Below are 6,971 nucleotides of genomic sequence, written 5' to 3' on the forward strand. Positions count from 1 at the left end.
GGCTGGTTCTCGTCCGATCGCACGATCCGCCAATATGCGAAAGAAATCTGGAACGTACCCGTTTGATGTGATTGCATGAGGCCACGACCAATGTGGTCTCGCAGAAAACAAGATAGTGCCCGGGGAGGGAACACCGCCTGATGAGGAAGCCGCGCGCGACCGCTGCGACAAGCGGGCCGGACGGACTGGCGCCAGCCGGCGATGTCGCGGCGATTGTCGCCGGAACGCATGGCGATCCATTCGCGGTTCTGGGCGTGCAGGAGGTCGGCAAGGGTTTCGTCGCCCGCTGCTTCGTGCCCGGTGCCGAATTCGTCACCGCCTACACGCTGACCGGCAAGGAGATCGGCGAGCTCTCCCGCCGCGACGACGCCGGCTTCTTCGAGGGCAAGATCTCGATCCGCAAGCGCCAGCCGCTGCGCTATCACGCCAGGAATGCCGGCGGCGACTGGTGGCTGACCGATCCCTATTCCTTCGGTCCGGTGCTCGGCCCGATGGACGATTACTATATGGCCGAGGGCTCGCACTTACGGCTCTTCGACAAGCTCGGCGCCCACATCATCGATCATGAGGGCGCGATCGGCGTGCATTTCGCCGTCTGGGCGCCCAATGCCAGGCGCGTCTCGGTGGTCGGCGCCTTCAACGACTGGGACGGCCGCCGCCACACCATGCGCGACCGTAAGGACACCGGCATCTGGGAGCTGTTCATCCCCGATCTCGTCGCCGGCCAGCCCTACAAGTTCGAGATCATCGGGCCCGACGGCGTGCGCCTGCCGCTCAAGGCCGACCCGTTCGCCTTCGAGTCGGAACTGCGCCCGGCGACCGCTTCGGTGACGGCGCCGCCGATGGCTCATCAATGGGGCGACGAGGCGCATCGCGGCTACTGGCGCAAGGCCGATCCACGGCGCGAGGCGATCTCGATCTACGAGGTCCATGCCGGCTCCTGGCAGCGCCGCGACGACGGCACGTTCCTGTCCTGGGATGAGCTCGCCGCGCGGCTGATCCCCTACGTGGTCGACACCGGCTTCACTCATATCGAGTTCCTGCCGATCTCGGAGCACCCTTACGATCCGTCCTGGGGCTACCAGACCACCGGCCTCTATGCGCCGACGGCCCGTTTCGGCGATCCCGACGGCTTCGCCCGCTTCGTCGACGGCGCGCACCGCGCCGGCATCGGCGTCATCCTCGACTGGGTGCCGGCGCATTTCCCGGTCGACGAGCACGGGCTGGTGAAATTCGACGGCACCGCGCTCTACGAGCACGCCGACCCGCGCCAGGGTTTCCACCCGGACTGGAACACCGCCATCTACAATTTCGGCCGCCGCGAGGTGGTGTCGTTCCTCGTCAACAACGCGCTGTTCTGGGCCGAGAAATACCATGTCGACGGCCTGCGCGTCGACGCGGTCGCCTCGATGCTCTACCTCGATTATTCGCGCAAGGCGGGCGAGTGGATCCCCAACGAGAAGGGCGGGCGCGAGAACCTGCAGGCCGTCTCCTTCCTGCAGAAGATGAACAAGGAGCTCTACGGCCACCACCCCGGCGTGATGACGATCGCCGAGGAATCGACCTCATGGCCGAAAGTGTCGCGTCCGGTGCATGAAGGCGGGCTCGGCTTCGGCTTCAAGTGGAACATGGGGTTCATGCATGACACTTTGGAGTATCTCTCCAAGGAGCCGATCTTCCGCAAGCACCACCACAACGACATCACCTTCGGCCTGATCTACGCTTTCTCGGAAAATTTCGTGCTGCCGCTGTCGCATGACGAGGTCGTGCACGGCAAAGGCACGCTGCTTCACAAGATGGCCGGCGACGACTGGCAGAAGTTCGCCACGCTGCGCGCCTATTACGCCTTCATGTGGGGCTATCCCGGCAAGAAGCTGTTGTTCATGGGCCAGGAATTCGCCCAGCGCCGCGAGTGGAGCGAGGAACGCGCGCTCGACTGGAACCTGCTCGAATTCGCGCCGCATCGCGGCGTCTGGCAGACGGTGCGCGACCTGAACTATCTCTACCGCTCGCGCCCGGCGCTGCATGCGCGCGACTGCGAGCCGGAGGGCTTCTCCTGGCTGATCGTCGACGACCGCGACAATTCGGTCTTCGCCTGGCTGCGCAGCGCGCCGGACGGCAACCCGATCGCCGTCGTCGCCAATTTCACGCCGGTGCCGCGCGAGAACTATCGCGTGCCGCTGCCGAAGGCGGGAAAATGGCGAGAAATCATCAATACGGATGCCGCCGACTATGGCGGCTCCGGCATGGGCAATGGCGGCATGGTCGAGGCGAGCGGCGAAGGGGGGGGCGTATCGGCGACGATGCTTCTGCCGCCGCTGTCGACGATCATGCTGGAATTCGTCACGGACTGAAGCAGATGATGTCTCATCCTGCCCTTGCAACGGTCCGGGCAGCTTGTTTGGGAGGGTAACAAAATGGCAGAGATCAAAAGAACCCAGCCGCTGGCGCGTGATGCCATGGCCTATGTGCTGGCCGGCGGCCGCGGCAGCCGCCTCAAGGAGCTGACCGATCGGCGCGCCAAGCCCGCCGTCTATTTCGGCGGCAAGACGCGCATCATCGACTTTGCGCTCTCCAATGCGCTGAACTCCGGCATCCGCCGCCTAGGCGTCGCCACCCAGTACAAGGCGCATTCGCTGATCCGGCACCTGCAGCGCGGCTGGAATTTCCTGCGGCCAGAGCGAAACGAAAGCTTCGACATCCTGCCTGCCTCGCAGCGCGTCTCGGAGACGCAGTGGTATGAAGGCACGGCCGACGCCGTCTACCAGAACATCGACATCATCGAGGCCTACGGTCCCGAATACATGGTGATCCTTGCCGGCGACCACATCTATAAGATGGATTACGAGCTGATGCTGCGCCAGCATGTCGACGCCGGCGCCGACGTCACCGTCGGCTGCCTGGAAGTGCCGCGCATGGAGGCGACCGGCTTCGGTGTCATGCATGTCGATGCCAAGGACAACATCATCGCCTTCGTCGAAAAGCCGGCCGATCCGCCGGGCATCCCCGACAAGCCGGAGTTCGCGCTCGCCTCGATGGGCATCTATGTCTTCAAGACCAAGTTCCTGATGGAGCAGCTGCGCCGCGACGCCGCCGAGCCCGGCTCCAGCCGCGACTTCGGCAAGGACATCATCCCCTATATCGTGCAGCACGGTAAGGCGATCGCCCACCGCTTCGCCAAGTCCTGCGTGCGCTCCTCGCATGAGTCCGAACCCTACTGGCGCGACGTCGGAACGGTGGACGCCTATTGGGAAGCCAATATCGACCTGACCGACGTCACGCCCGAGCTCGACCTTTACGACCGCGACTGGCCGATCTGGACCTATGCGGAGTTGAAGCCGCCGGCAAAGTTCGTGCATGACGAGGACGGCCGCCGCGGCGAGGCGATCTCCTCGCTGGTCTCCGGCGACTGCATCGTCTCGGGCGCCTCGCTCCGCCGCAGCCTGATCTTCACCGGCGCGCGCATCAATTCCTACTCCAAGCTCGAGGAGGTGGTGATGCTGCCCGACGTTACCGTCGGCCGCAACGCGCGCCTCAAGCGCGTCGTCATCGACCACGGCGTGCAGATTCCCGAGGGGCTGGTGGTCGGCGAGGACCCGGCGCTTGACGCCAAGCGTTTTCGCGTATCGGAGAAGGGCATCTGCCTGATCACTCAGGACATGATCAACAAGCTGTCGACCTGATAAGGTTGATCAAGCCGTCAACCCGCAAGGGTTGATCGGCAACCCATCGACTTGATCAACAGATTGTCACTTTGACCTGTCACGTTGAGATCGGAATGTGAAGCGCATGCAGGTTCTGTCGGTCACGCCCGAAATCTTTCCGCTGATCAAGACCGGCGGGCTTGCCGACGTCACCGGCGCTCTGCCGATCGCGCTGGCCGGGAAGGGCGTGGCGATGCGCACGCTGGTTCCCGGCTATCCCGTCGTGATGGGGGCTTTCGCCAAGAAGAAACCCGTCTACCAGTACCCGCTGCTGCAGGGTGGCAAGGCCTCGATCCATGCCGTCAAGATCGGCGATCTCGACCTCTTCATTTTGGACGCGCCGCATCTGTTCGATCGCCAGGGCGGCCCTTACGGCACCGCTTCCGGCGCCGACTGGCCCGACAATTGGCGTCGCTTCGCGGCGCTCAGCCAGGCCGGCGGCGACATCGCCGGCGGCGCGATCTCCGGCTACCAGCCCGACATCGTGCATGCGCATGACTGGCAGTCGGCGATGACGCTTGCCTATATGCGCTACGGCAAGGCGGTCGGCGTGCCGTCGCTGATCACCGTGCACAATCTGGCCTTCCAGGGGCAGTTCGGCGCCGGCATCTTCGGCGAGCTCGGCCTGCCGGGCGTGGCGATGCAGCTCGACGGCGTCGAATACTACGGCGGCGTCGGCTTCCTGAAGGCCGGCCTGCAGGCCGCCTGGGCGATCACCACGGTGAGCCCGACCTATGCGCAGGAAATCCGCTCGCCGGAATTCGGCATGGGCCTCGACGGCCTGATCAACATGCGCGCCAGCGACCTCTACGGCATCGTCAACGGCATCGACGTCGACATCTGGAACCCTCAGACAGACAAGCATCTGGTCGCCAATTATTCGGCCGATACGCTTGCAGCGCGCGCCAAGAACCGCAAGGCGGTCGAAGAGCGGTTCGTCCTGGAGGCGGACGGCAGCCCGATCGTCTGCGTCGTCAGCCGGCTGACCTGGCAGAAGGGCATGGACATCCTGGCGGCGGTCGTCGACGGCATCGTCGCCGCCGGCGCGCGCCTCGCCATCCTCGGTTCGGGCGATGCCGGCCTCGAAGGCACGCTGCTTGCCGCCGCGGCGCGGCATCGCGGCCGCGTCGGCGTCGTCGTCGGTTATGACGAAGGCCTCTCGCATGTCATGCAGGGCGGCTGCGACGCCATCGTCATCCCGTCCCGCTTCGAGCCCTGCGGGCTGACCCAGCTTTACGGCCTGCGCTATGGCTGTGTGCCGGTCGTCGCCAGGACCGGCGGTTTGGCCGACACCATCATCGACGCCAACGAGGCCGCCTTGTCGGCCGGTGTCGCCACCGGCTTCCAGTTCGCGCCCAACAATGGCGGCGCGATGCTGCATGCCATCCAGCGGCTGGTCGAGCAGCACGCCCGGCCGGCGGTCTGGGCCTCGATCCAGCGCCAGGGCATGAAGGCCGATGTCTCCTGGGACAAGAGCGCCGAAAAATACGTCGAACTCTATCGCTTGCTGCTTTCGAAAAGGGCTGCCTGAGGCATGATCAAAACCGTCCCCACCAAACCCTATACCGACCAGAAGCCAGGCACGTCCGGCCTGCGCAAGAAGGTGCCCGTTTTCCAGCAGGAGCACTATGCCGAGAACTTCATCCAGTCGATCTTCGATGCGCTGGACGGTTTTGAGGGAAAGACGCTGGTGATCGGCGGCGACGGTCGCTTCTACAATCGCGAGGTCATCCAGAAGGCCATCGCGATTGCCGCCGGCAACGGCTTCGGCAAGGTGATGGTCGGGCAGGGCGGGATTCTCTCCACACCCGCCGCCTCCAACATCATCCGCAAATACAAGACCTTCGGCGGCATCATCCTGTCGGCCAGCCACAATCCGGGCGGCCCGCATGAGGATTTCGGCATCAAGTACAATGCCGGCAATGGCGGCCCGGCGCCGGAAAAGATAACCGATGCGATCTTCGCCAAGTCGAAGGAGATCAAGAGCTTCAAGATCGCCGACATCGGCGGGATCGACATCGATAAGATCGGCACCGTCAAGGCGGGTGACATGACGGTCGAGATCTTCGACCCGGTCAAGGATTATGCCGAGCTGATGGAAAGCCTGTTCGACTTCGAGGCGCTGAGGAAGCTGTTCAAGTCCGGTTTCCGCATGCGCTTCGACGCCATGCACGCGGTCACCGGCCCTTACGCCAAGGAAATCCTCGAACGCCGCCTCGGCGCGCCGGACGGCACCTGCCGCAACTTCAAGCCGCTGCCGGATTTCGGCGGCCACCATCCCGATCCCAACCTCGTCCACGCAAAGCATCTCTACGACGAGATGATGGGGCCCGACGCGCCGGATTTCGGAGCCGCTTCCGACGGTGACGGTGACCGCAACCTGATCATCGGCAGGGGTATCTTCGTCACGCCGTCGGATTCGGTGGCGATGCTTGCCGCCAATGCCAAACTGGCGCCGGGCTACAAGGACGGCTTGAAGGGCATTGCCCGCTCGATGCCGACCAGCGGCGCCGCCGACCGCGTCGCCGAAAAACTCGGCATCGGCATCTACGAGACGCCGACCGGCTGGAAGTTCTTCGGCAACCTGCTCGACGCTGGCATGGCGACGATCTGCGGCGAGGAAAGCGCCGGCACCGGCTCCAACCATGTGCGCGAGAAGGACGGGTTGTGGGCCGTGCTTTTGTGGCTCAACATCCTCGCCGCGCGCGGCGAAAGCTGCAAGGACATCGTCACCAAGCATTGGGCGACCTACGGCCGCAATTACTATTCGCGCCACGACTATGAGGAGGTCGAGAGCGATCGCGCCAACGCATTGGTGGATGAGCTGCGCGCCAAGCTCGGCTCGCTGCCCGGCACCAGCGTGCGCGGCCTCAAGATCGCCAAGGCCGACGATTTCGCCTACCACGATCCGGTCGACGGCTCGGTGAGCGAGCATCAGGGCATCCGGATCCTGTTCGAGGGTGGCTCGCGCGTCGTGCTGCGCCTCTCCGGCACCGGCACCTCGGGTGCGACGCTGCGCGTCTATATCGAGCGCTACGAGCCGGACAAGACGCGCCACGACCTCGACACCCAGGAAGCGCTCGCCGACCTCATCGCCGCCGCCGACGACATCGCCGGCATCAAGAGCCACACCGGCCGCAACAAACCGAGCGTGATTACTTGAGGGTGGCGGGGCGCGGCTCCCCCTTCTCCCTTTGTGGGAGAAGGTGTCGCCGAAGGCGGCGGATGAGGGGTGCTCCAGCTTGGCGCAAACCGGCGCCCAGGACA

The 6,971-nt window shown here is 64.7% G+C and carries 4 protein-coding genes; all 4 read left to right on the forward strand.

Going from position 1 to position 6,971, the window contains the following annotated elements:
• Nucleotides 1-140: 140 nt before the first annotated feature.
• The 4 genes from glgB (at nt 141) to EOD07_RS16610 (ending at nt 6,867) form a co-directional block, all read left to right on the forward strand.
• Nucleotides 141-2,354, forward strand: a complete 2,214-nt coding sequence (gene glgB, locus EOD07_RS16595; protein WP_127236237.1) for a 1,4-alpha-glucan branching protein GlgB — start codon at nt 141-143, stop codon at nt 2,352-2,354.
• A gap of 63 nt (nt 2,355-2,417) precedes the next feature.
• The gene (gene glgC, locus EOD07_RS16600; RefSeq protein ID WP_127236238.1) at nt 2,418-3,683 is read left to right on the forward strand and encodes a glucose-1-phosphate adenylyltransferase; all 1,266 of its coding nucleotides are present in this window, start codon (nt 2,418-2,420) and stop codon (nt 3,681-3,683) included.
• A gap of 106 nt (nt 3,684-3,789) precedes the next feature.
• Nucleotides 3,790-5,235 carry a glycogen synthase GlgA gene (gene glgA, locus EOD07_RS16605; RefSeq protein WP_127236240.1) on the forward strand — a complete coding sequence of 482 codons (1,446 nt, stop codon included), beginning with the start codon at nt 3,790-3,792 and terminating at the stop codon, nt 5,233-5,235.
• A gap of 3 nt (nt 5,236-5,238) precedes the next feature.
• Nucleotides 5,239-6,867, forward strand: coding sequence for an alpha-D-glucose phosphate-specific phosphoglucomutase (locus EOD07_RS16610; RefSeq protein WP_127236239.1), 1,629 nt, complete (start codon nt 5,239-5,241; stop codon nt 6,865-6,867).
• Nucleotides 6,868-6,971: the final 104 nt, after the last annotated feature.

Source organism: Mesorhizobium sp. M2C.T.Ca.TU.002.02.1.1, assembly GCF_003997225.1.